This window comes from Mycobacterium sp. 012931 (assembly GCF_000419295.1).
Lineage (GTDB): Bacteria > Actinomycetota > Actinomycetes > Mycobacteriales > Mycobacteriaceae > Mycobacterium > Mycobacterium marinum.
Map to the genome: position 1 here is coordinate 4,999,990 of NZ_AOPX01000001.1, position 22,181 is coordinate 5,022,170.

General features: G+C 66.7%; 13 protein-coding genes and 2 pseudogenes. 8 read left to right on the forward strand and 7 right to left on the reverse strand.

Annotated elements, in window-relative coordinates; all coding sequences use genetic code 11:
- Positions 1-22: 22 nt before the first annotated feature.
- Positions 23-538 (reverse strand): 5-(carboxyamino)imidazole ribonucleotide mutase, encoded by a 516-nt coding sequence (gene purE / locus MMSP_RS21955; protein ID WP_011740570.1) that lies wholly within the window; start codon positions 536-538, stop codon positions 23-25.
- Positions 531-1,745, reverse strand: a complete 1,215-nt coding sequence (locus MMSP_RS21960) for a 5-(carboxyamino)imidazole ribonucleotide synthase (protein WP_161628272.1) — start codon at positions 1,743-1,745, stop codon at positions 531-533. The genes purE and MMSP_RS21960 overlap by 8 nt, the downstream gene beginning before the upstream one ends.
- A gap of 100 nt (positions 1,746-1,845) precedes the next feature.
- Between MMSP_RS21960 and MMSP_RS21965 the strand changes: the two genes are divergently transcribed.
- Positions 1,846-2,529, forward strand: coding sequence for a GtrA family protein (locus MMSP_RS21965; RefSeq protein ID WP_011740572.1), 684 nt, complete (start codon positions 1,846-1,848; stop codon positions 2,527-2,529).
- Here MMSP_RS21965 and MMSP_RS21970 read toward each other — a convergent pair.
- Both MMSP_RS21970 and MMSP_RS21975 read right to left on the reverse strand, forming a co-directional pair.
- Positions 2,484-3,002, reverse strand: a complete 519-nt coding sequence (locus tag MMSP_RS21970; RefSeq protein ID WP_012393132.1) for a PH domain-containing protein — start codon at positions 3,000-3,002, stop codon at positions 2,484-2,486. The genes MMSP_RS21965 and MMSP_RS21970 overlap by 46 nt on opposite strands.
- Before the next feature lie 62 nt (positions 3,003-3,064).
- Positions 3,065-3,895 (reverse strand): biotin--[acetyl-CoA-carboxylase] ligase, encoded by an 831-nt coding sequence (locus MMSP_RS21975; RefSeq protein WP_020788397.1) that lies wholly within the window; start codon positions 3,893-3,895, stop codon positions 3,065-3,067.
- A 150-nt stretch (positions 3,896-4,045) separates the two neighbouring features.
- On the opposite strand from MMSP_RS21975, the gene MMSP_RS21980 reads away from it, so the two are divergent.
- The 6 genes and pseudogenes from MMSP_RS21980 (at position 4,046) to MMSP_RS22005 (ending at position 9,914) form a co-directional block, all read left to right on the forward strand.
- Positions 4,046-5,686, forward strand: coding sequence for an acyl-CoA carboxylase subunit beta (locus MMSP_RS21980; protein ID WP_020788398.1), 1,641 nt, complete (start codon positions 4,046-4,048; stop codon positions 5,684-5,686).
- Between the two features lie 107 nt (positions 5,687-5,793).
- Positions 5,794-6,003 (forward strand): annotated as a pseudogene (locus MMSP_RS21985) (acyl-CoA carboxylase subunit epsilon); the annotation flags it as partial.
- Positions 6,000-6,650, forward strand: coding sequence for a nucleoside triphosphate pyrophosphatase (locus MMSP_RS21990; RefSeq protein WP_011740577.1), 651 nt, complete (start codon positions 6,000-6,002; stop codon positions 6,648-6,650). The pseudogene MMSP_RS21985 and the gene MMSP_RS21990, both read left to right, overlap by 4 nt.
- A gap of 39 nt (positions 6,651-6,689) precedes the next feature.
- Positions 6,690-7,594 (forward strand): annotated as a pseudogene (locus MMSP_RS21995) (sulfurtransferase).
- The gene (locus tag MMSP_RS22000; protein ID WP_020788401.1) at positions 7,591-8,010 is read left to right on the forward strand and encodes a SufE family protein; all 420 of its coding nucleotides are present in this window, start codon (positions 7,591-7,593) and stop codon (positions 8,008-8,010) included. Before MMSP_RS21995 ends, MMSP_RS22000 begins: the two are co-directional and overlap by 4 nt.
- 110 nt (positions 8,011-8,120) lie before the next feature.
- Entirely contained in the window at positions 8,121-9,914 is a 1,794-nt protein-coding gene (locus MMSP_RS22005) for an acetyl/propionyl/methylcrotonyl-CoA carboxylase subunit alpha (protein ID WP_036426865.1), read from the forward strand.
- A 21-nt stretch (positions 9,915-9,935) separates the two neighbouring features.
- Here the strand turns inward: MMSP_RS22005 and MMSP_RS22010 are convergent, their stop codons facing one another.
- Positions 9,936-19,328 carry a non-ribosomal peptide synthetase gene (locus tag MMSP_RS22010; RefSeq protein WP_020788403.1) on the reverse strand — a complete coding sequence of 3,131 codons (9,393 nt, stop codon included), beginning with the start codon at positions 19,326-19,328 and terminating at the stop codon, positions 9,936-9,938.
- 627 nt (positions 19,329-19,955) lie between these two features.
- Here MMSP_RS22010 and MMSP_RS22015 point away from each other — a divergent pair.
- Positions 19,956-20,525, forward strand: coding sequence for a TetR/AcrR family transcriptional regulator (locus MMSP_RS22015; RefSeq protein WP_012393123.1), 570 nt, complete (start codon positions 19,956-19,958; stop codon positions 20,523-20,525).
- A gap of 61 nt (positions 20,526-20,586) precedes the next feature.
- Here MMSP_RS22015 and MMSP_RS22020 read toward each other — a convergent pair whose 3' ends face one another.
- Both MMSP_RS22020 and MMSP_RS22025 read right to left on the reverse strand, forming a co-directional pair.
- On the reverse strand, positions 20,587-21,375 hold the full coding sequence (locus MMSP_RS22020) for an RNA polymerase sigma factor SigF (RefSeq protein WP_020788404.1): 789 nt from the start codon (positions 21,373-21,375) through the stop codon (positions 20,587-20,589).
- Positions 21,372-21,809: an anti-sigma factor RsbW gene (locus tag MMSP_RS22025; protein ID WP_015354822.1), complete on the reverse strand. Its 438-nt coding sequence runs from the start codon at positions 21,807-21,809 to the stop codon at positions 21,372-21,374. The genes MMSP_RS22020 and MMSP_RS22025 overlap by 4 nt, the downstream gene beginning before the upstream one ends.
- Positions 21,810-22,181 lie beyond the last annotated feature (372 nt).

The window sequence follows — 22,181 nt, forward strand, 5'->3', positions numbered from 1 at the left end:
TGCGAGCCCTCCTAGTCGGCTTCTAGTCGCGGGTTAACTTACCCGCAAGTTTCTGAAGTTCCGCATCCTTGGCCTGCACGGTCTGCGCCAGCTGGTCTTGGAAAGCGGCGATCCGCGCGCGCAGCGCAGGATCGGATGATCCCAGCATCCGCACCGCCAGCAGGCCGGCATTGCGGGCGCCTCCGATGGACACGGTAGCCACCGGCACCCCGGCCGGCATCTGAACGATCGACAACAGCGAGTCCAGTCCGTCGAGGCGGGCCAGCGGCACCGGCACCCCGATCACCGGCAGCGGGGTGGCCGAGGCCACCATTCCGGGTAGGTGCGCGGCTCCGCCGGCGCCGGCGATGATCACCTCGATGCCACGACCGGCCGCGTCGCGCGCGTAGTCGAACATCACCTGCGGGGTGCGATGCGCCGAGACCACGCGCACCTCCATCGCGATGTCGAATTCGGCCAGCGCCTTGGCGGCGTCAGCCATTACCGACCAGTCACTGTCGCTGCCCATGATCACCGCGACCCGGGGCTGTTCAGCCATGGGGATCCCATCCGTCCGTCCACTGTCCGTGTGACAACCAGTGTGCCGCCAGCTCGGCCCGCTCTCGCAGCCCGGCAACGGCCGCCGGGTCGAAACCGAGGAAATTGATATGTCCCACCTTGCGGCCGGGACGCTCGTCCTTGCCGTAGAGGTGCACCCGGGCATCGGGCATCCGGGCGAAAAGGTGGTGCAGGCGCTCGTCCAGGCTCATCGCCGGTTGCGCGGCCGCCCCCAACACGTTGGTCATCACGGTCACCGGCGCGATCGCCTCGGTATCGCCGAGCGGGTAGTCCAACACCGCGCGTAAGTGCTGCTCGAACTGGCTGGTGCGCGATCCGTCCATGGTCCAGTGCCCGGAATTGTGCGGCCGCATCGCGAGCTCGTTGACCACCAAAGCGCCGTCGGTGGTCTCGAAGAGTTCCACGGCGAGCACCCCGACCACGCCCAGTTCGGCGGCCAACCGCAGCGCCAGCTGTTGCGCATCGGCGCCAGCTTGCGCGGACAGCGCCGGCGCGGGCGCGATCACCGCGACGCAGATGCCGTCCTGCTGCACCGTCTCGACCACCGGCCACGCCGCCCCCTGGCCGAACGGCGAGCGTGCCACCAGCGCCGAGAGCTCTCGACGCAACTGGACCCGCTCCTCGACCAGCACCGGAACACCCCCGGCCAGGTAGCCGCTGGCGATGTCGCGGGCATCGGCCAGATCGCGCGCCATCTGCACACCGCGGCCGTCGTAACCGCCCCGGACCGCCTTGACCACCAGCGGCGCGTCCAGCTCGCGGGCAAACGCGTCCAGCTCACCGAGTTCCTCGAGCTGGTGGATGCCCAGGTAGCGCGGCACCGGGACGTCGAGTGCCTGCAGCCGCCGGCGCATCACCAGCTTGTCCTGCGCATGCACCAGAGCCTGTGGCGGCGGCACCAGCACGACTCCCTCGGCCACCAGCTTGTCCAGCAGCTCGGCGGGAACGTGCTCGTGGTCGAAGGTCACCACGTCGGCTCCGGCCGCGATGCGGCGCAGGTCGTCCAGATCGGTGTGCGATCCGATCACCACATTGGGTGTCACCTGCGCCGCCGGGTCATCGGCGGAGTTAACCAACACACGCAGGTTCTGACCCAGGGCGATAGCGGCCTGATGGGTCATCCGGGCGAGCTGGCCACCACCGACCATGGCAACCTGGGGGGTGCGAGAACTTGGCACGGCCATCATGGTGTCATGGCCCATGACCGGCGTGTTTGGCGGCTGCAACACCAAATCGTTATGTATCATTTTGCGTCTATGTTCGTGTCAATCCGTACACTGACTTGTTGTGTCCTTTGCCGATGCCACAATCGCGCGCCTTCCCAGGGTGGTTCAGCCCTTTGCGCAGCGTCATCATGAACTGATCAAATTTGCCATCGTCGGCGGCACTACTTTTATCATCGACTCGGCAATTTTCTACACGCTGAAGTTGACGATTCTGGAACCCAAGCCGGTGACGGCCAAGGTGATCGCCGGAATCGTCGCTGTCATCGCGTCCTATGTGCTCAACCGGGAATGGAGCTTCCGCGACCGTGGCGGCCGGGAGCGCCACCACGAGGCGCTGCTGTTCTTCGCGTTCAGCGGCGTGGGTGTGCTGCTGAGCATGGCCCCGCTGTGGTTCTCCAGCTATGTCTTGCAGTTACGGGTGCCGATGGTCTCGCTGACCGTGGAGAACCTGGCCGACTTTGTCTCGGCCTACATCATCGGAAATCTGCTGCAGATGGCCTTCCGGTTCTGGGCGTTCCGCCGCTGGGTGTTCCCCGACGAGTTCGCACGCAACCCGGACAAGGCGCTGGAGTCGGCACTGACCGCGGGCGGTATCGCCGAAGTCTTCGAAGACGAGATCGAGGGCGGCAACGTCACCCTGCTGCGCTCCTGGCGCAACAAGTCCGCCAGGGCCAACCGCTCAGATGCGCGATCGGCCGCTCAGCTGGGGGCTTCCTCGGAGCCCAGGGTGTCGAAAACCTCGTGATAGAGCAGCGCGTGCACTTCTCGCAGGCGCGGAATGTTGTAGAACTCCAACGGATCCTGTGACGCCGATTCGATAATCAGCGTCCCGGTGCGAAGCATTCGCTCGAATATCCGGTCCCGGAATTCCACGCTGTTGATCCGGGCCAACGGGATGTCGATCCCGCTGCGGGTCAGCACGCCCTGGCGATACATCACCCGGCGGTTGGTGACCACGAAATGTGTGGTCAGCCAGCTCAGGAACGGCCATAGTGTGAGCCAGCCGACAATCACCAGCCAGATCCCCCAGATGACGCCATGGATGATGTTCTTGGCCAGCTGCTGCCATTGCGTCGAGTTGACGAACCCCGAACCCAGCGCGGCCAGCCCGGTGATCAGGATCAACACCACGACCGGCCAGACCAGCCGGGTCCAGTGCGGGTGACGATGCAGGACGACCTGCTCGCCTGCGGCCATGGCATTGTCCGGATAGCCCATGGTGGCGACCCTATCCCCCGTTGGCTGCTGTTTGCTGAAGTTGGACGGATGGCCGCGCCGCACTAGCGCAGATGCACCACGTCACCCGCGGCGACCACGACCGTCTCGCCGGACTTGCCCGCCTCGTCGGGCGTAGTCTGCAGGCGCAATCGCCCCTGCTCATCAATGTCGCGGGCGATCCCGACGATCTCGCGCCCGCCGGGGAGTTGCGCACGCACGCGCGAACCGATGGTCAGACTGCGGGCCCGGTAGTCCGCCAATAGCCGCGCGTGAGCGCGTCTGAACTCATCGATCCGCGCCGCAAGCTCGCGCAACAGCCGGGCAGCCAGTTCGTTGCGATCCGGTGCCGGCACCCCGAGGTCCAGCAGCGAGGTCGCTGCGGGCCCCGCAATTTCGTCGGGCGCCTGGGTGACATTGAGCCCGATGCCGATCACCGCGTAGGGCATCGCCACCTCGGCGAGAATGCCCGCCAGCTTGCCCAGCGATCCGGGCAGACCGGCCAGCACATCGTTGGGCCACTTCAAACCCGCTTGCGCCGCCGTGCCGTCAAGCAACGGGGTCACCGTGTCCACCACGGCCAACCCGGTGGCCAGCGACAGCCAGCCCCAGGTGGCGGTGGGGACGCCGTCCACCCGCACCCCGACCGACATGGTGATCTGCGCTCGCGCCGTGGCCGACCAGCCGCGCCCCAGCCGCCCCCGTCCGGCCGTCTGGTGTTCGGCGATCAGCACCGCCCCTTCGATATCGGCCCCGGCAGCGGCCCGGGCCAGCAGATCGGCGTTGGTGGAGCCGGTCTCATCGACGACGTCGAGCTGGCGCCATCCCGAGTCGATCGCCTCACTACGCAGCTTGCTGGCGTCCAACGGCAACCTGAGCTGATCGCGGTCCGTCACGGCACAAGCCTAGAGAACGCCGGGCCGGCCGTGGGAGATCAATTGTCGGACGGTTCGCCGCGGCGCACATCGGCAATCCCCGCGCGACCGTCGGGTGCTCAGGCACGCCCGGGCCAACCGATGCGGGTGCGGCCGATACCATCAACTCCCATGACCAGCGTTACCGACCACACTGCTGAGCCCGCTGCCGAGCACGCCATCGATATCCACACCACCGCGGGCAAGCTCGCAGAGCTACACAAGCGCCGCGCCGAGTCGCTGCATCCGGTCGGCGAGGGCGCCATCGAGAAGGTGCACGCCAAAGGCAAGCTGACCGCACGCGAACGGATCTATGCGCTGCTCGACGAGGACTCGTTCGTGGAGCTGGACGCGCTGGCAAAGCACCGCAGCACCAACTTCGGCCTGGAGAGCAACCGCCCGGTCGGCGACGGTGTGGTCACCGGCTACGGCACCATCGACGGCCGCGACGTGTGCATCTTCAGCCAGGACGCCACCGTGTTCGGCGGCAGCCTGGGTGAGGTGTACGGCGAGAAGATCGTCAAGGTTCAGGAATTGGCGGTCAAGACCGGACGACCGTTGATCGGCATCAATGACGGCGCCGGCGCGCGCATCCAGGAAGGTGTCGTCTCCCTGGGCCTGTACAGCCGGATCTTCCGCAACAACATCCTGGCCTCGGGCGTCATCCCGCAGATCTCGCTGATCATGGGAGCCGCCGCGGGCGGGCACGTCTACTCCCCGGCACTGACCGACTTCGTGGTCATGGTCGACCAGACCAGTCAGATGTTCATCACCGGACCCGACGTCATCAAGACCGTCACCGGCGAGTACGTCACCATGGAGGAGCTCGGCGGTGCCCACACCCACATGGTCAAGTCGGGTACCGCCCACTATGTCGCGTCCGGCGAGCAGGACGCCTTCGAATATGTGCGCGAGCTGCTGAGCTATCTGCCGCCCAACAACGCCACCGACGCACCGCGCTACCCCGCTCCCGCCCCCGAGGGGCCCATCGAGGAGAACCTCACCGACGAGGACCTGGAGCTGGACACGCTGATCCCGGACTCGCCCAACCAGCCCTACGACATGCATGAGGTCATTACCCGGATCCTCGATGAGGACGAGTTCCTCGAGATCCAGGCCGGCTATGCGCAGAACATCGTGGTCGGGTTCGGGCGCATCGAGGGCCGGCCGGTGGGCATCGTCGCCAACCAGCCGACCCACTTCGCCGGCTGCCTGGACATCGATGCCTCCGAGAAAGCGGCCCGCTTCGTGCGGACCTGCGACTGCTTCAACATCCCGATCGTGATGCTGGTGGACGTTCCGGGCTTCCTGCCCGGAACCGGCCAGGAGTACAACGGCATCATCCGCCGCGGCGCCAAGCTGCTCTACGCCTACGGCGAGGCCACCGTCCCGAAGGTCACCGTCATCACCCGCAAGGCCTACGGCGGCGCGTACTGCGTGATGGGTTCCAAAGACATGGGCTGCGACGTCAACCTGGCCTGGCCGACAGCGCAGATCGCGGTGATGGGCGCGTCCGGGGCGGTCGGCTTCGTGTATCGCCAGCAGCTCAAGGAAGCGGCCGAGGCCGGCAAGGATGTCGACGCGCTCCTGCTGCAGCTGCAGCAGGAGTACGAGGACACCCTGGTCAATCCCTACATCGCCGCCGAACGCGGGTACGTCGACGCGGTGATCCCGCCGTCGTACACCCGCGGGTACATCGGAACCGCGTTGCGTCTGCTGGAACGCAAGATCGCCCAGCAGCCCCCCAAGAAGCATGGGAACATCCCCCTGTGAGCGACGTGAACAACGGCAACCAGCCGATCGATCAACAGCCCGAGACCAGCGACGCCACCGAGGCCAGCGAGGGCGGCGAGGGTACGGTGACCGCGCCGGCGCATGACCCGCTGGAACCGCACATCCACGTGCTCAAGGGAGCGCCGACCGAACAGGAGCTCGCGGCGCTGGTCGCGGTGCTGGGCAGCCTGCGCAGCGCAGCCCCGGCCGCAGCGCCCGAGCCATCCCGGTGGGGGTTGCCGGTAGACAGATTGCGCTACCCCGTCTTCAGTTGGCAGCGCATCACGTTGCAGGAAATGACGCACATGCGGCGATGACCCGACTGGTACTGGGCTCGGCCTCATCGGGTCGGCTCAAGGTGCTTCAGCAGGCTGGCGTTGATCCGCTGGTGGTGGTCTCCGGAGTCGACGAGGACGCCATCATGGCCGGGCTGGGTCCGGCCGCAACACCGGCGGATGTGGTGCGTGTGCTGGCACGCGCAAAGGCCGAACAGGTAGCAACCACCCTGACCGGGCAGCAGGCTTCCGTCGCCGCGGACTGCCTTGTCATCGGCTGCGATTCGATGCTCTACATTGACGGCCGGCTGTGCGGAAAGCCCGAGACCGTCGACGACGCCCGGCAATTGTGGCGCTCGATGGCCGGTCGCTGCGGGCACCTGTACACCGGGCACAGCGTCGTACGGTTGACCGAGCAACGCGTCACGCACCGCGACGACGAGACCTCGACCACCACGGTCCACTTCGCGGCCCCCTCGGACGACGACCTGGAGGCCTATCTGGCCACCGGGGAGTCGTTGAAGGTGGCCGGCGGGTTCACCCTGGACGGCTTGGGCGGCTGGTTCATCACCGGCGTCGAGGGCGATCCGTCCGCCGTGGTGGGAATTGGGCTGCCGCTGACGCGGGACCTGATCAGCCGCGCCGGTATATCCATAGCCGCACTTTGGGCGTCGAATCCGCTCCCCTGATGCTGCTTGACCTGATAGTGCGATGGGTAGGCTGACACCGTGCCGTTGCCCCCAGACCCAAATCCCACCCTGTCGGCCTACGCCCACCCCGAACGCCTGGTGACCGCCGACTGGCTGTCCGCACACATGGGCGTTCCCGGCCTGGCAATCGTGGAGTCCGACGAAGATGTCCTGCTCTACGACATCGGCCACATCCCGGGCGCCGTCAAGATCGACTAGCATACCGACCTCAACGATCCGCGCGTGCGCGACTACATCAACGGTGCGCAATTTGCCGAGTTGATGGACCGCAAGGGCATCAGCCGCGATGACACCGTGGTGATCTACGGCGACAAGAGCAACTGGTGGGCGGCCTACGCCCTGTGGGTGTTCACCCTGTTCGGCCACCCCGACGTGCGCTTGCTCAACGGGGGCCGCGACCTGTGGATCGCAGAGGGCCGGGACACCTCGCTGACCGTGCCCGCCAAGACCTCCGCGGGCTATCCGATCGTGGAGCGAAACGACGCCCCCATCCGGGCCTACAAGGACGACGTGCTGGCCACATTGGGCACCCAGCCGCTGATCGACGTGCGCTCCCCCGACGAGTACACCGGCAAGCGCACGCATATGCCCGACTACCCGGAGGAAGGCGTGTTGCGGGGCGGCCACATCCCCACGCGCAGTCCATTCCGTGGGCCAAGGCGGTCGACGAGAGCGGGCGGTTCCGCGGCCGCGCCGAGCTCGACGAGCTTTACGGCTTCCTGGACCCCGATGACAAGACCATCGTGTACTGCCGCATCGGCGAGCGCTCCAGCCACACCTGGTTCGTGCTCACCCATCTGTTGGGCAAGCCCGGGGTGCGCAACTACGACGGATCCTGGACCGAGTGGGGCAATACCGTGCGGGTGCCGATCGTCGGGGGCGAGAGCCCCGGATCCGCCGATGGACTTGCGTCGCCGCGATGAGCATGCCCGCTCCGCTGGCGGAGGTGGTGTCCGACTTTGGCGAAGTCCAGGGCCAGGACAAGCTCGCCTTGCTGTTGGAATTCGCCAACGAGCTACCGCCGCTGCCGTCCGACCTCGCCGAGGCCGCCATGGAGCCCGTGCCCGAGTGCCAGTCCCCCCTGTTCCTGCATGTCGACGCGCAAGACCCGGACCGGGTGCGGCTGTACTTCAGCGCCCCGGCGCAGGCGCCGACCACCCGTGGCTTTGCCGCGATCCTGGCCGCCGGCCTCGACGAGCAACCCGCATCCGAGATCTTGGCCGTGCCTGAGGACTTCTACAGCGAACTGGGCCTGGCGGATCTGATCAGCCCGTTACGGCTGCGCGGGATGTCGGCGATGCTCGCCCGAATCAAGCGGCGGCTGCGCGAGACCTTGTGAAAGGGGAACCGCGTGACCGAGCTTCCGGCGCGCCGCTTAAACTTCCCCGGACAAGACTTGTAAGAAATTCTCTTAAAGACGAAGAGACTTCCAGCCCTACAGGAGGCGCAGTGGCCAGTCACGCCAGCTCCAGGATCTCCAAGGTTCTCGTGGCCAATCGCGGCGAGATCGCAGTCCGAGTGATCCGGGCGGCCCGGGACGCGGGCCTGGCCAGCGTGGCGGTCTACGCCGAACCCGACGCCGAGGCCCCGCACGTCAGCCTGGCTGACGAGGCGTTCGCCCTGGGCGGCCAGACTTCCGCCGAGTCCTACCTGGACTTTGAGAAGCTCCTCGACGCGGCGGCGAAGTCCGGAGCCAACGCGATCCACCCCGGCTACGGCTTCCTGTCGGAGAACGCCGACTTCGCCCAGGCCGTGATCGACGCCGGCCTGATCTGGATCGGTCCCAGCCCGCAGTCCATCCGCGACCTCGGCGACAAGGTCACCGCCCGCCACATCGCCGCCCGCGCCAAGGCGCCCCTGGTGCCCGGCACTCCCGACCCGGTCAAGAACGCCGAAGAAGTGGTCGCCTTCGCCCAGGAGTACGGGCTGCCGATCGCCATCAAGGCGGCCTTCGGTGGCGGCGGGCGCGGCATGAAGGTCGCCCGCACCATGGAAGAGATTCCCGAGCTCTACGAGTCGGCGGTGCGCGAGGCCACCGCGGCATTCGGCCGCGGCGAGTGCTTTGTCGAGCGCTACCTGGACAAGCCGCGCCACGTCGAGGCGCAGGTGATCGCCGACCAGCACGGCAACGTCGTGGTCGCCGGTACCCGCGACTGCTCGCTGCAGCGCCGCTACCAGAAGCTGGTCGAAGAGGCTCCGGCGCCGTTCCTCTCCGACGCCCAGCGCAAGGAGATCCACGAGTCGGCCAAGCGGATCTGCAAAGAGGCCCACTACTACGGCGCCGGCACGGTCGAATACCTGGTCGGCCAGGACGGCCTGATCTCCTTCCTGGAGGTCAACACCCGTCTTCAGGTCGAACACCCGGTCACCGAGGAGACCGCGGGGATCGACCTGGTCCGCGAGCAGTTCCGCATCGCCAACGGCGAGAAGCTGGACCTGACCGAAGACCCCACCCCGCGGGGACACGCAATCGAGTTCCGGATCAACGGCGAGGACGCCGGCCGCGGCTTCCTACCGGCTCCCGGTCCGGTCACCAAGTTCCACCCGCCGGCCGGTCCTGGCGTGCGGATGGACTCCGGCGTGGAGACCGGCTCGGTGATCGGCGGCCAATTCGACTCGATGCTGGCCAAGCTGATCGTGTACGGCGCCAACCGCACCGAGGCGCTGAAGCGAGCTCGACGCGCTCTGGCCGAGTTCCAGGTCGAGGGCCTGGCCACCGTCATCCCGTTCCACCGCGCGGTGGTCTCCGACCCGGCATTCATCGGCGACGAGCACGGTTTCTCGGTGCACACGCGCTGGATCGAGACGGAATGGAACAACACGATCGAACCGTTCACCGCCGGTGAACCGCTCGACGACGAAGACTTCCGCCCACGCCAAACCGTGGTCGTCGAAATCGATGGTCGCCGGGTCGAGGTCTCGCTGCCCGCCGATCTGGCGATGTCCAACGGCTCCGGCGCCGATGCGGGTGTCATCCGGCGCAAGCCCAAGCCGCGCAAGCGCGGTGCCCACACCGGTGCCGCCGCCTCCGGCGACGCCGTGACTGCGCCGATGCAGGGCACCGTGGTGAAGGTGGCGGTCGAAGAAGGCCAGGAGGTCGTCGTCGGCGAGCTCGTCGTGGTCCTCGAGGCGATGAAGATGGAGAACCCGGTCACCGCTCACAAAGACGGTGTCATCACCGGGCTTGCGGTCGAGGCCGGCGCGGCCATCACCCAGGGAACGGTGCTCGCCGAGATCAAGTAGGGCCGCCCCCGGCCACAGATTTCACCCGGTGCCCGCCGGCGTCAGCGTCGACGCCAGCGAATGCACGGTGGCACCGTCGAGGAGTTCGGCAAGGGGCGGATCGCACTTGAATTCGGTGGCGATGTGCTCACCGATGACCAAAGCGTCGATGGAGTCGCCGCCGCAATCGCGCACCGAATCCGTACCGACCACGGGATGGCCCAGAACCCGCTCCCAGATCCGCTCCAGCTGCCTGCGGGTGACTTCCTGGGGGTTGGCCGCCACGTGTGGCGCCACCAGACCCGTCGGGCGAAGGAAGTTCAACTCCGTCTCGTGCCGAAACACCGGAAGTCGAGCTGATCCACCATCGGCGATGGCTTCGATGGCATCCAGATAGGCGGCGACAATCGCGTCGAACTGTTCGTCGGAAACCAGCCGCGGATCGTATTCGATGCCGATGCCGAGGGCACCGTACTCGCGGGCGAATATGGTGACCAACGGCAGATTGGTGTGGGCGATCATCTTGCGCCGCAAGGTTCTCGAATCCCTGGCACCCGCGGAAACCGGTGTGCGCTCACTGGCACCGGCCTTGTCGAAGCTGACGAAGTTAAACGCCGTCTCGAACAATCCGCCGATGCCGATGTCACGCCGGATTGCCCGCAACGGCACCCGACGATGCGGCAACAGGTCGCGCTCGGCGGCGAACGCCTGGTCGACCAGCCCGGCGTAGTCCGGTGCCGTCATCTTGATCCGCAACGGGACCGTGTTCAAGAACATCCCCAGGGCGCTGGCCGAGTCGTCGGTTTCGGGCCTGCCGTTGACGACAACCCCGCTCAGGACGTCGTCGGTGGCGCCGAGACGGCCGTTGACCGCCAGGTGGGCGGCCAGCAGCGTGCTTTTCAGCGGTACGTGTCGACTGCGAGCCATCCGCACCAGGCCCGCCTCGATGCGCTCGGGCAGCTCGATCCACCGGAACTTGGGGCGGACGTGCTGCAGGCGGTCACCCGCGAAGCGCAGCGTTTGGAAGCCCTGTAGCCGATCGAGCCAGAAGGCCCTCGACGGGCTGGCCTCGGCTTCGCTCTCGAGCATGACAAATTCCCGAAAATGGTTCTGCAGCCGCGGTCGGGCCGGGGGCGCGCCGGTGGTCCGCAATGCGTCGTAGCTGACGAGCAGGTCACGCTGAAGTTCGGCCACGCTCCACCCATCCAGAAGCGCATGGTGGACCGTCAGCCCCAGTTCGAAGCGTTCGCCATCGCGCACGTGGATCACCACCCCGAACGGAGTCTGGGTTTGCCACTGCATGGCCGCACTCGATTCGGCTTCCATCCAGGCCGCCACGGTGGCCTCCTGTTCGGCGGCGCTCTGCCCGGACAGGTCGATCACCGTCAGTGGGGTGCACGCCTCTTCACGCACCACCTGTAGCGGTCGCGAATAGCCGGACAGATCAAAGGTCGTCCGCAGGATCGGGTGCCGGGCGGTGACCACGTCGACGGCGGCGCGGAACGCGATCTCGTCCCACGGGGCGTCTACCAGATAGCTGAACACGTCGTGATAGATGCACGGCCCATCGACTCGGCTGTGCAGCAGCATCCCGGCCTGTAGGGCGGCCAGGGGGTAGGCATCCTCCACACCCGGCGGCAGATCGCTGGGTTGCGGACCCTCGACCATCGGCGTTCGCGGCTCCGATTGCAGCGCCGCACCGGCCGAACCGGTGCGGATCATGCCGGCCGCGAGTTGCTCGGGCGTCTGGCACTGGAAGAGATCTTGAACCTCCACCGCCAGCCCCAACGCTCTGGCCTTCGCCGAGAGCTGCACCGCGTGCATCGAGTCGCCGCCGATATCGAAGAAGTTGTCGTCAGCACCGACCGAGGGAAGTCCCAGGACCTCGGCGAACACCTGCCGGATCTGGTCAACCGTCGAGGCGGCGAGATTCCGGGTGGAGTCGGTGGTCTCACTCGGCGTTGCGCTGGGCGCCCCGGCCGCCACCATCGGTGCCGGCAACGCCCGCTGATCGATCTTGCCGTTCGCGGTCAGTGGCAGGGATTCGACGGTGACGATCGCTGACGGGAGCATGTAGCCGGGAAGGCGGGCGGCCAACTTCTGGCGGCTGGAACTGATCGGCAGTTGCTCGCCGGTCGAGGTCACCACGTAGGCCACCAACCGGGGTTTGTCGTCGTCGTGGCGCACCATCGCATGACAGGCCACCACCTCTTCCAGCCCCGAGACGGCGTTTTCGACCTCTCCGAGCTCGATCCGAAAACCGTGCAATTGGACTTGGTGATCGAGGCGGCCGAAGTACTCGATCTCGCCCGACGGCAGTCGCCGTCCGACGTCGCCGCTTCGGTACAGCCGCTCCCGAGGGCGAAACGGGTGTGGGACAAAGCGTTGACCGGTCAGTTCCGGCTGCCCCAGGTAGCCCTTTGCCAGCCCGGGACCGGCCACGCAGATCTCGCCGCGCACACCGAGCGGGACCAGGTTGCCGGCAGCGTCGGTGAGCAGGCACTCGAGGTCGGGTATCGGGCGTCCGATCCGCGAACCCCGCCCGCCCAGCACATCCTCGCGGCGCAATCGACGAAACGTCACATGCACCGTCGTCTCGGTGATGCCGTACATGTTGATCAGGTCGGGATGGGAATCGCCGTGTGCCTCGATCCAGGGGATCAGGTCCGAGGACGTCAGCCTTTCGCCGCCAAAGATCACGTAGCGCAAATACAGCGGTGTGTCGGCCTCGGCGTCAGCGTCGCGCAGCAGTCGAAACGCGGACGGCGTCTGGTTGAGTACGGTGATCCGCTCACGTGACAGCAATTCGCGAAACGCGCGCGGGGTCCGGGTCTCCAGATAGGGCACCATCACCACGCATCCGCCGTACAGAAGCGGTCCCCACAGCTCCCAAACCGAGAAGTCGAAGGCGATGGAGTGGAACATCGTCCAACGGTCCGCGCTGGTGAACTCGAAGAGCCCCTCGGTCGCGCTGAACAGCCGCATCACATTGGCGTGGGTAACCTCGACACCCTTGGGGCGGCCGGTCGAGCCCGAGGTGTAGATGACATAGGCGACGTCGTCGTCGTTCACCTCGATGTCGACCCCGGTCCCGGGCTGGTCGGAGAGGTCCAGCGCATCCAGCTGCAGGATCGGCGCGTCATGGTCGGCCACCACGTGTTGAAGCGCGGTCTCGGTGAGGATTGCCGTCGGGGCGCAGTCGCACAGCACGAGTTCGGCTCGTTGCGGTGGCCAGCTCGGGTCCAGCGGCACATAGGCGGCGCCGGTCTTGATGATGGCCAGTACCGCAATGGGTATCAGCGGGGTGCGTTCGAGCAGCATCGCGACCTTGTCACCGGGGCGCACGCCACCGGCGATCAGTAACCTGGCCAGCCGGTTCGACTCGGCGTCCAGCTGGGCATAGGTCAGCCCACGCCCCAGGAACCGGACGGCTTCGGCGTCCGGATCAACTCGCACCCGGTCCTCGAACCATCGGTGCAGCGCAGGGTGTGCGGGCCGAATCTCGCGGCGTCCATCCAGAGCCCGCAACTGGTCGGTCTCGCCCTGGGTGAGCATGGAGAACTCGGCCAACGTGGCGTCGGGTTGGGTGAGACCCGCGGCCAGCAGTGTCACCAGATGAGCGGCCATCCGCGCGATGCTCTGTGCGTCCCACAACGCATCGCGGTATTCGAACACCAGCCGCAATGCGGTCCCATCGGACTGCAAGGACAGCGAAAGCCAGAACAGCGAACGGCCGGGGTCGTGTGGCACCGGGGTGACGTCGAGCCCGTCCAGCGTCGGCCGATAGGAGCCGGGGACCTCCGGAACGAACGCCGCCTCGATCAGCGACGCGGCCTTGTCCCGCGCCGCGAACCGCTCCCGCAGCTCTTCGAAGGGCACGTCGGCGTGGGCCGTCGTCGCGGCCAGCCGCTCGGCGGTCGCGGTCGTCAGCGACCGCAAGGTGAGCGCCGGCGAGAAATCCGCGCGCACCGGCAGGAGGTTTGCGAAATATCCGATCGCGGCCTCGGACACCCCGGCGGGGCGGGCCGGGAACGGCAGCCCAACCAGCAACGCGTCTTGCTGGGAGTAGCGGTGCAGCAGGTACTGCCACATCGCCAGCACCACCGTGGACCGCTGCACCTGGATCTGCGCCGCGAACCGGTCCAGCCGCTCGAGCACATCATCGGGCAGCGGCGATTCGAACCTGGCCCCGGAAAACGACGCCACCGACGGCGCCGGGAAATCAGTGGGAAGCTCCAGGCGACCCGGGAGGCCGGAGAGCATCTCGTCCCAGAACGGCAGGTCGGTTTCCTCCAGCCGATGGCGGGGTTGGGCGGACTCGGCCAGGGCCAGCTGCCCCATGGTCGGCGCGACGGGGGGTTCATCATCGAGCGGCCCGTCGCCCAGGGCGCCGTAGAGCCGGGACAGTTCGGCCAAGATCGTCGCCCCGGCCCAATCATCGGCAACGATTTGGTGGTAGTTGAGTCCGAGCACCACCCGGTCGTCGGCCAGCCGAAGAATGAGCGCACGCAGCGGAGAGTCGGTGGTGATGTCGATCGGTCTGGCGGCATCCGCGCAGACCAGCTCTCGCAGTAGCGATTCCTGATCGCTTGGGTCATGGCCGCGCAGATCGCGGACTTGCACCGGCTCGGCATCCCCGATTATCTGGACCGGCCCGGTCGCGCGTTCGGGGAATCTGGTCCGCAGCACGGGGTGGCGCTGTGCAAGGAGCTCCAGGGCGTCGTGCAACCGCTCGACGTCAACCTTGCCGCGCAGGTCGAAATACCGCTGCGCACACAGTTCCGGGCCACCCGCGTTCCTCCGGTCGAGCAGCCAGATCCGCAGCTGGGCATGGGTCAGCGGGGCTGGGGTGACCGCAACGAAGGCCCCACCGCCCACGGCGTAGTCCTCGATGCGGCATTCGGGTGTTCGGGTGAGCGAACCGATGGTCGCGACCAGCTCGGCCGCCAGCCGTTCGGCCGTGGCCGCTTTGAACAGCTCGCGGTCGTATTCCAGGAAACCGCCCAGCGTTTTCCCGTCGTCGGCAAACGACGCCACCAAGTCGAATTTGGCCGACCCCGGGTCGACCGCCACGTGACTGACCTCGGCACCCTCGATGCGCACCGGGGCGATATCGCCGTCGAACAACGTGACCACGGCCTGGAAGATCGGGTTGCGGGTACCAGCGCGCTCCGCGCGGACCACATTGACGATGTCGGGGAATGCCAAAGCACTGTGGTCGACCATGGCTTGGACCTCATCGCGGGCGCGGACGACCAGGTCGGCGAACGTGGGGTTGTCGCGCAGCCGGCAGCGCAACGGCAGGGTGCTGGCGAAGTTGCCGATCACGTTCTCGATGCCGGAATGCTCACGCCCGGCGGTCACGCCGCCGATCACGATGTCGCGCTGGCGGCCACGGCTGGCGATCCACGCCATGAAGGCCGCGACCAGCACGCTGTACGGGGTCGCGCCATGCTCGCGAGCCAGTGCTCGCACCGCCGCCCGGTCGTCGTCGTCGATCACGATCGGCACTCGCGCCCCGCGGAAGCTACCCCGCAGCGGGCGCGGGAAATCCCTGGGCAGATCGATCGCCGGCGGCGCATCGCGCAGATACTCACTCCAATAGCCCTCCAGCGCCGCGCGGTCGCCGGAGGTGATTTGCCCGGCCACCCAGTGGTGGTAGTCGATTGGTTGCAGGCTTAGCTGGAGCAGCCGCGCTGCCCTACCCAGCGCCGCGTAGGCCTTGCTCAGCTCGGCGTTGAGCAGTCCGGCGGCCGACCACCCGTCGGCGGCGATGTGGTGCACGCTCCAGGCCAGGTAGTGGTCATCGGCGCCGAGCGCGATGAGCAGCACTCGGATGGGTAGATCCTTTTGCAGGTCGAATGGGCGCGCCCCCAGTTCGGCGATGAGCTCGTGGGCGCGGGCATCGCCGTCGTCTTGGCCGCCGCCGCAAAGGTCGGCATGTTCGATCGGCGCGGCGCCGCCGGGTGCCAGCACAACCTGGACCGGCTGCCCCTGCTGATAGGGGAAGATCGTCCGCAGCGCCTCGTGCCGCCCGAGCACCGCGGCGAACGCGGCTTCCAAGCGTCGAGTGTCCACCTCGCCACGAATGTGCACGGCCTCGACGATGTTGTAGGCCGACATCGTCGGTGCCAGCTGCTGCAGGTACCACAGATTGGCCTGCATGGGTGCCAGCGGCAGGGGCGCCCGCCGGTCCACGGGCGCCGGTTCAAGCATCTCGACCTCGGCGGCGGTGGCGACCTGTCGCAGTTTCTGCTCGATGAGGTCTTGCAGGCCGGTCGGGGTCCCGGCCGAAACGAAGTCGCGCATCTGCAGGACCACGCCCATCCGTTCACGCACCCGCATGATCACCCGCAACGCAGCAAGGGAATGCCCACCGATGCGGAAGAAGTCCGCATTGGGATCGAGGACGGGCCGGCCGAGGATCTCTTCCCAGATTCTGGCCAGTCCGATCAGTCGCTGCGGCACATCGCGCACATCGGCGTCAGCATCGGCAGCACCGACAGCACCGGCGAAGGGAACGGCTGGTAGCGCGGCCATATCCACCTTGCCGGTCGAGGTGCGGGGAAGCGAGTCCAGCACCATCACCGCGGCCGGAACCATCGTGGCGGGCAACTTGGTGCGGCAGGTCTTGAGCACGGCCTCCAGATCCAGCTCCATGTTCGGGGAGTCGGAAATGAGATAGGCGGCCAGGGCCTTGTCGCCGGGCGCGCGCTCTTTGACGGTGACCACCGCATGCTGCACACCCGGGTGCTCACACAGGGTTCGCTCGATCTCTGCCGGTTCTATCCGCACGCCATGCACCTTGAGCTGCCGGTCCATCCGACCGAGGAACTCCAGCGTCCCGTCGGGTCTTTGGCGTACCCGATCACCGGTGCGATAGACCCGGGCACCGGGATGCGCGCAGCGGACGTCGCGGCGGAAACGCTGCGCGGTGATGGCCGGGGAGCCGAGGTAGCCCATCGTGACGCCGGCACCGCCGATCCACAGCTCGCCTTCGCCCCCCGGGGCGGCCAGCGCGCCCTCCGGATCGACAACGTAGAGGCACGCGTTGGCGATCGGACGTCCGATAGGCGCCCAGGATGCCTCGTCGGCGACTTCGACACGCCAGAAGGTCGCATCGATGGTCGTCTCGGTCGGTCCGTACAGATTCACCAGCTCGGCGTGGGGCAACACGGCGGCAAACCGCCGGCACAGCGCCAGCGACAACGGTTCACCACCGCAGAACACGTAGCGCAAGGTCATGCACTGGCCAAGATCGGGCTCCTCGAGCAGCACATCCAGCTGCGAGGGAACGATCTGCAGCATCGTGATGCTCGACTGCCTGACGCGTTGGACGATAGAGTGCGGATCCCACTCCCCCGGGTTGAACACCAGCCGGGCACCGGCCACCAGCGGGCCGAAGATCTCCCACATGAAGATGTCGAATGTGGGTGCGGCCGTCTGCAGCAACGCATCATCGCCGCCAAGGCCGAATTCGTCGCACCGCCACAGCAGCTGATTGCAGAATGCACGGTGCGAACTGGTCACCGCTTTGGAGCGGCCGGTAGAACCCGACGTGAAGTTGAGGTAGGCCGGCTCAGCAGGATCGAGCTGGGGCGGCGGCATCGACGCGACCGCTGCGCCGGCGCGGTCGGCCGCGATCAGCTCGGGTGCGTTGACCGGAACCAATGGCCGGGTCTGATCGTCGACGACAACGCGACTGACACCGGCATCGGTGATCATGTCCGCGACGGCCAGGTGAACGCTGCGCCCGAGGAAGACGCCGATGGCATCACCGGGTCGGACCCCCGCCGCGGCTAGGTGTTCGGCGAACGCGTCGACCCGCTCGCCCAGCTCGGCATAGGTGACCGTGGCCCCGTGAACGTCTTCAATGGCGATGGCCTGGGGGGTGCGCTCGATCTGGGCGGCAACGAGTTCGTGAATGCTGTGATCCCCGCCCGGCCGCCGGGGACCGACGATCGGTTCAGCCTCCCGCCGGCGAAGCGGATGCAGGGCCGGGTCAACCTCGGCGTCGCCGGCGAGAAATTCATCAAGCGTGCCGACCGCATCGGCGTAGGCAGGTAGCGCCTGTTCGTAGCCGCTGGCGTGCTCGTCTCGCCCGCCCACCTTGGTCCGTTCGAAACCCCAACCCCGCTCGATGAGCGCCTGCGCCGCCGACCCTTGCGGTGCCACCGCCGCAAGGATCGCCCAGCCCCCAAGCCGGCCCAGGTCGTGAAAATTGTTGACCGAGGTATCGGCAGCGAGTTCGTCCACGATTTCCCGCAGCCGGTTTGCCGCATCGCGGCCTGAGCCGCGGCTGGCCATCCAGTCATAGACGGTGTCCGATCGCGCGGCCAAGCGAGCGCCCAGTTCGGTCAGCAGGGCTTCCGAAGGCCCCTCCCCGATCCGCAGGAACCGGACGTCTCGCATCAATGCGGCGACCCGGTTGCGCTCCACGTAGCCGCGCCATCCCAGCGTCTGCATCGCGTTGTCGGTGGCGTGATAGGCGAACTCGGAGGCGGCGACCTTGAGCGTCAGGAAGATCTCTTGCGGGGTGTCGGGCTCGGTCGCGACGACGCCGAGCAGGGCCTCGATCGATTCGATCTCTGCGGCGATGCGCGCCGTGCGGCGCTGGACAACCGGGTCGGTGATGAGCAGGCCGGTGCTCACCTCCCGTTGTGACGCGAAGCGGTAGATCAACTGCGCGCATCGCTTCATCACGCCCAGGCCAATCGCGCCGGCGCTAGCGCGGCCGATCCGCAGGCCCTGGTCGATCACCTCGAGCCCATCGCCAATCCCGCCGAGGATCTGCCAGGGCGCTACCCGCACCCCATCGAAGCGGATGCCCGACACCGGAACGGACCGCAATCCGAAGGTTCTCTCAGGGGGCAGCACGCTGACCCCCGGACTGTCAGCCGGGATCGCCACCGCGGTCAACGCGGTGCCACCGTCGACGGCGAACGGCACCAGAGTCACGAACACGCCGGTGCATCCCGCACCGGTAATGCAGGATTTCGCGGCGCTGATCACCCAGTCGGAGCCGTCGGGGATCGCTGTGCTGACCAGTTCACGCAGGTTGGAACCGGACACGCTGGGCTCGGTGATCGCCAGGGAACCCAGCAGCCGGGCGGTGCGCATCGGATCGATGAATCGCTGACGGGCTTGGCTGCTGCCATGGAGCAAGACGGTCTGCATCGCACCGTGATGTACCGCGAGCAGGGCCGCATGGCCGACATCGATGCCACCGACGCGCTCCACGATCGCACTGAGCTCGGCGAGATCGACCGCGGATCCGTCGGCTCCGGCACTGATGTGTCCGAAGTGTCCCGCGTCGGCGAGTTCATGCAACGACCGATCAAGGGTCAACGATGCCGAAGCCGCTACCCACCGGGCTGCCTGGTCCCCGTCGTCCTCACCAGGGCATTGCGAGACCGTCGGGGTACCAGCCGTCATATGAAACTCCTCAGCTCATTCGCCACGGCTACCTGCCACGCGACACAAGGGCGGCGCGCATTCCCTGCCCAGGGGGACCACAAGACCGCGCGATGCGGTCACGCCCCTTTAGGTACATGGCTATGTTGTCATTGTCAACGTGAAATATTGATATTGGCGACTTGACATTGGCTACACGGCTCGGCGTGAAGTTAGCTGAATGTTCCGATTGGCGAGGCGGCAGACGGCGGGCTGCCGCGACGCAGAGCCAGAACGATCAATTACTAGCAGGTCATAGCTTTTTGCTCGCGGCGCCGGTATTCAATAGAGGATTCGACGCAACGCCGCTGATCGGCAAACGTAGTTAGCCTGTGACGTCCGTAACACAGCGGATCTTCCGGCAAGAGCCACGATCAGCGCGTCAGAACGAGACAAGCAGGCGTTAGTCGGCAAACTTTGATGAGCCACCGGTATCGGTAGCCGAACGGCGTCCCGACGCTGCGGAACTGCGGCACGCCAACGTCGATAAGCTGGGCCGAATCTCCCGCCACGGGTTGGCCTACCTGTCGACCGAAGGGCCGGACCCGCCTCGTTGACTTACCATGAGCTAACGCGTGGCGGCTCAGGGCCAACTCGTACGATGCTCGAATGAGTGAACGCTCGCAGTATCACCATGGCGGTCTGCGCGACGCGATCCTGACCGAAGCGGCCACCCTGGTCGCCGAGCGCGGAGTTGGCGCCGTGTCGGTGCGTGAGCTGGCCCGCCGCGCTGGCGTGTCGCACAATGCCTATGGCCACCACTTCACCGACCGGCGCGGATTGTTCACCGCACTAGCGGCGCAAGGCTTCATGTTGCTTGCCGAAGCACTGCGTGAGGCCCGCGGAAACTTCCTCGACGGTGCCCGCGCCTACGTCCGCTTTGCGATCGGGCATCCGGGCCACTACGCGGTGATGTTCGACTGGTCCCTGATCGACCGCACGGATAGCGATCTGGCCGCCGCGCACGCGGCCGCCTCGATGGAGCTCGCCCGGGGCGCCTCACTGCTCCAAGATCCAAAAGCCGTGGCGGATCGCCACGGCGCCGAACTCGCGGCTTGGTCGCTCATCCATGGCTTCTCGATGCTGTGGCTCAACGGCGTGCTGCCGTCGGACCCGGGCGAATGCACGGATCCGATCGCAACTGCGGAGCGGGTCGCGCTCATGTTGTTCGAGACGTGACATCGGTCAACGGACACTAGGGCACGCGAAAACCGGCCGCGAACGGGACGCGCGGCCGCGCTTACTCGAGCTGATCGCGCAGCCGCGCCAGGGACTTGGCCAGCAGCCGCGAGACGTGCATCTGTGAGATGCCCACCCGTTCGGCGATCTGCGTTTGTGTCATCGAGTCGAAAAACCTCAGCACCAGAACCGTTCGCTCCCGCTCGGGCAGCGCCTCGAGCAAGGGACGAAGCGACTCGCGATCTTCGATCCGATCCAAACCGGCGTCCATGTCACCCAACGTGTCCGCGATAGCGCGGGCGTCGTCGTCCTCGCTACCGCTACCGCTGTCAATGGACAAGGTGTTGTAGGAGCTGCCCGCTACCAAGCCCTCGACTACCTCGGCTCGGTCCATCTCGAGCTCGGCGGCAAGTTCGGTCGCGGTGGGCGCCCTGCCCAGCCGCTGCGACAGCTCGGCGGTGGCCGCGCCCAACCGCAGATGCAGTTCCTTCAGCCGCCGCGGAACCTTGACCGACCAACTGTTGTCGCGGAAATGCCGCCGGACCTCGCCCATGATGGTGGGCACCGCGAACGAGACGAAATCCGAACCCGTCTCGACATCGAAGCGGACCACCGCGTTGAACAGCCCGACCCTCGCGACCTGAACCAGGTCATCGCGTGGTTCGCCACGTCCCTCGAACCGCCGGGCGATGTGATCGGCCAACGGCAAGCAGCGCTCGACGATCGTGTCGCGGTGGCGCTGGAAATTCGGTGAGTCGGCATCGAAGGTGGCCAACTCACGAAACATCTCCGGGACATCGGCGTATTCGTTGGGTCGTGAAGAGGAACCGCCGGCAGTTCGGGAGGTCACCTGCCGGAGGCCACCCTTCGAGCCGTCAACATGATGCCGAACACGCTGCCGGCTGCCTCAGGTGGGCGACCATCGTGAAATGTCTGAACATCGTCGGCCAGCGATGTCAGCACATGCCAGCTGAAACTTCCCGGCGCCACCACGTCGTGCGTACCGCACGCGGCAGAGGCCTGGACCACAAGTTCGTCGTCGCGCGGGTCCACCACCAGGGTCAGCGTGGCGTCCGGTGTGGCCGAACGGATCAGCCGAGTACACACCTCGTCGACTGCCAGCCGCAGGTCTGCCACAGCGTCGAAATCCAAGTCTTCAAACGTGCCGATGGCACCAACCAGGGTGCGCAGCATCGACAGGTTCTCCAAGCGCGCAGCAACGTTGAGTTCGACGGCACGGTGGCCGCGTTCGCGCTTGTTGATGCGCGGATCCGCATCGGTCATCTGGCCTCCCGGCAATTTTGCACCGACAGTACTCTCGCTTTGAGTCCCGCTTTGGGCCCAGCGTTGCAGCCGGTTGGTCATGATCGCCACCGGGTATTCAACCAGCTACCGGCGAGGCGGGCGGGACCGACACAGTCCGGACGCGCCGGCTCGAGCAAATCGCGATGTTTGCCGGGATGACGTCGGTCGTCGTGATCGTGGTCGCAGTGGAAATCTAGGTCGGTGCTTTGGCGATTTTGTCCCCCATGATGGGGTGACAACGCGGACGCAACAATGCCGGTACTCATCATGGTTTAGACCTGATACCCAGTCGCTACCGCCGGTAAAACCGCGAATCGATTTTCGATTGCATGTTTCTTCGCGCACCGGGTA